This is a genomic window from Candidatus Avelusimicrobium faecicola (assembly GCA_900540405.1).
Lineage (GTDB): Bacteria > Elusimicrobiota > Elusimicrobia > Elusimicrobiales > Elusimicrobiaceae > Avelusimicrobium > Avelusimicrobium faecicola.
This window is the reverse complement of record UQFW01000080.1, coordinates 1-3,526: the sequence shown is the minus strand read 5'-3', so window position 1 is coordinate 3,526 and position 3,526 is coordinate 1. Positions and strand designations below refer to the sequence as shown.

Annotated in this window: 3 protein-coding genes; 1 reads left to right on the top strand and 2 read right to left on the bottom strand. The window is 54.7% G+C overall.

Annotated elements, in window-relative coordinates; translation table 11 throughout:
* Together ACQY18_RS06475 and ACQY18_RS06470 are read right to left on the bottom strand one after the other, a co-directional pair.
* On the bottom strand, positions 1-704 hold a 704-nt coding region (locus ACQY18_RS06475; protein WP_428039280.1), incomplete at its 3' end, for a hypothetical protein.
* Positions 705-717: 13 nt separating this feature from the next.
* The gene (locus tag ACQY18_RS06470; RefSeq protein ID WP_428039279.1) at positions 718-1,953 is read right to left on the bottom strand and encodes a competence/damage-inducible protein A; all 1,236 of its coding nucleotides are present in this window, start codon (positions 1,951-1,953) and stop codon (positions 718-720) included.
* 132 nt (positions 1,954-2,085) lie between these two features.
* Here ACQY18_RS06470 and ACQY18_RS06465 point away from each other — a divergent pair, with 132 nt between their 5' ends.
* Positions 2,086-3,396: a Na+/H+ antiporter NhaC family protein gene (locus ACQY18_RS06465; protein ID WP_428039278.1), complete on the top strand. Its 1,311-nt coding sequence runs from the start codon at positions 2,086-2,088 to the stop codon at positions 3,394-3,396.
* Positions 3,397-3,526 lie beyond the last annotated feature (130 nt).

Sequence of the window (3,526 nt, the reverse complement as noted above, 5' to 3'; positions counted from 1 at the left end):
TGCAAAAAATACGCCGCGCGCCCGGCATCATTCGTCGCCACGGCAATATGGCCGTGTTCGCCGTAGAATTTCTTTTTCATCACTTCCACCACTTCCCCGGCAAAATACGCGCCGCCGCGGTCCGTGCGGGTAAAACCGAACAAACTTTCAAATTCCCCGGCGGTGCGGGCGGACGACTCCGCATCCGGCTGATTAATGCCCACATGGCGCAAATCAAACCCCAACATAGCGCTTACCGCCTGGCGGGTGCGGCGCACAACGGCATCAAAATAGGATTTCCCCAATAATTCCTTCGTTTCCAAATCCGGGCACAAACAAGCCGCCACCCGCCCGCAGGAAAAATAATCGGCCAATTTGGCAAATTTTACAACCGACGGCACCGGCAAACATTCCACCCCCGCTTGAGCCAACGGCTGCAAGACGGCTTCGTCTGCGCTTTGCGTAAACACGCCGCACACCCCGGCTTCCACCGCACGGCGGGCGGATTCGGCGTCATTAACGGCGTACGCAAACACCTTAAACCCATTTACCGCCCCGGCCATAGCGCGCGCTTGCTGAACATCCTTTTCGCCGGATAACGTAATGGCGGCGGCCGTTAAGCCCCCTTGCGCCAACGCGCGGGCCAAATCGCCCGCTTCCGCCGGGCTTACTTTGCCGATAAGCGGCACAATGCCTAAATTATAAATTTCTTGCCATAAAGTCATTTTTAATATCTCCTTATTTGGTTTTCAAAACGGCAGACAGTACCCATTCCAACGCCTGTGCGGAAGCCTTGCCGATATTGCGCTCCCGCGTGGACGAAAACAAAAATTTGCGCGCTTCCACACCGTGCGGCCCCGCTAAACCAATCCACACCGTGCCGACGGGTTTTTCCGGCGTGCCGCCGCCGGGGCCCGCTATGCCGGTAGTGGAAACGGCCCAATCCGCCCCCGTCACCCGCCGCGCGCCTGCGGCCATTTGTTTGGCTACCGGCTCGCTCACCGCGCCGTGGGTTTTTAAGTCGTCCGTGCTGACGCCCAACACGCCGGCTTTTACCTGATTGGCATAAGAAACCACCCCGCCCAAATAATAATTACTGGCGCCGGGCAAGGCGGTAATCCAATGGGCAATATTGCCCCCGGTGCAACTTTCGGCACTGGCCAAAGTCAATTTTTTTTGCGTGAACACGGCGGCTAACCGTTCCACCAAGCCGGACGTTTCCCCCTCCGTAAAGTGCAACCCTTGTAAACAGGTTTTTAATTTTTCGGTTTGTCCGTCCAGTAGCGGCAGGGCCGAGCCTTTGGCCGTCACGCGGAGTTTTACTTCGTCCACAGACGGCAAATACGCAAGCCCTACCCCGGCGGGCAGTTGCGCCTCAAACGCCTGTAAGCGCATGGCTAATTCCGCCTCCGGGATATTAAAAACGTGCAACAGGCGGTACGCAAGCAGTTTTTCAGCGCATTTTTTCCGCAAAAGCGGCAGGACTTCCTCCGTCATCAGGTGTTCCATTTCAAACGGAACGCCGGGCAGAGAAACGGCAATCCGGCCGTCTTTTTCAAACCACATACCGCTAGCGGTGCCTTTGCGGTTGCGTAAAACGGTGCAATCTTGCGGCAAGACGGCCTGGCTTTTGTTGTAGGCGTTTACTTCCCCCCGCCGCGGCAGGAGCATTTCTTCCAGCCACGCATACACCTGCGGGTTAAACACCAGCGGCGTATGGAAATATTCAGCCAATGTTTTTTTGGTTAAATCGTCTTTCGTGGGGCCGAGCCCCCCGGTAATAAACAGTAAATCGGCCCGCAAAAAGGCCGTATCCAACGCGCGCACAATGGCGGCTTGTTCGTCGGCAACCGTAAACATTTCTACGGTTTCCACGCCCAGCGCGGCCAGTTCCCGCGCAATAAAGCGGGAGTTGGTGTCCGTAATCTGCCCGAGCAGAATTTCATCCCCAATGGTAATAATAGCGGCTTTCATACTTTTATTGTATGATTTTTTGGCCCCGCCCGGCACGTTTGGGGCGGAACAGGGGGCAAATTTCATATAATATATAAGTAATTTTACGCGGCGGCACGCAGTTTTATCCGCAAGGCCGCCCCCAAGGATTCCATGCAAACAGATATAAAACCCAATGCCTGGGCATTAGTGCCGCTGGGCGTATTTTTAATTTCCTATTTGGTCGTTTCCGTTTTGGCGGGCGACTTTTACAAAATGCCCATTACGGTAGCTTTTGTTATTTCTTCCATTGTGGCGGTAGCCATGGCTAAAAAAGGCAACCTGCATAAGCGGATAGAAACTTTCTGCCAAGGGGCGGCGAACCCCAACATTATGCTCATGGTGCTTATTTTTATTTTGGCGGGCGCGTTTGCGCAAACCACCAAAGCCATGGGCGCGGTGGATGCCACCGTCAATTTGACGCTTTCCGTCTTGCCGGGCAATGTGTTGGCGGCCGGTATTTTTTTAGCCGCGTGCGTGATTAGCGTTTCGGTGGGGACGTCCGTCGGCACGATTGTTGCCTTGGCCCCGGTAGCGGCGGGGATTGCCGCCAAAACGGGCTTAAACCCGGCCTTGGTGATTGCCGCCACCGTGGGGGGCGCTATGTTTGGGGATAACCTCTCGTTTATTTCCGATACCACCATTGTAGCCACCCGCACGCAAGGGTGCAAAATGTCGGACAAATTCAAAACCAATTTTAAGATTGTAATGCCCCTGGCGTTTATTACCACCTTGCTGTATATTTTACTGGGTAGCGGGGCCGCCAATGCCTTTGAGCCCGCCCATGTGGAATGGCTGAAAGTATTGCCGTATTTGGTGGTATTGGGGGCCGCGGTAATGGGCGTAAATGTATTGGTGGTTTTACTGTTGGGCACGGTGCTTTCGGGCGTGTTGGGCCTGTGTTTGGGCAGTTTTGGTATTTGGGAGTGGACGGTTTCCATGGGGGCCGGGATAACCGGCATGGGCGAGCTGATTATCGTCACCCTGCTAGCGGGCGGTATGCTGGAAATGATACGCACCGGCGGCGGGCTGGCGTGGATTATCCAAAAGCTGACCCAACGCATCCGCGGGCAGAAAGGGGCGGAACTGAGTATTGCGGGCATTATCTGCTTTGCCAATTTATGCACTGCCAACAATACGATTGCCCTGATTATGGCCGGGCCGATTGCCAAAGAAATTGCCGTCCGTTTTAAGGTAGCGCCGAACCGTTCCGCCAGTTTGTTGGATATTTTTTCCTGCTTTGTGCAGGGCATGATTCCCTACGGCGCGCAACTGTTAATGGCCGCCAGTTTGACGGGGCTTTCCCCCATCAGCATTATGCAATACCTGTATTACCCGTACTTGTTGGGCGCGGGGGCGCTACTGGCCATTGGTTTGGGGCTTCCGCGCAAATTTCGCGCGCGCCCGGAACCCGCCAACGCCTGATTTTTGGGATTTTTTCCAACGCTCTTGCATAATTTTGTAGAATAAAAGAAACAACCGCTTTATCGCGCTCGTAGTTCAATGGATAGAGCGTCAGCCTCCGAAGCTGGAAATGTGGGTTCGACTCCCGCCG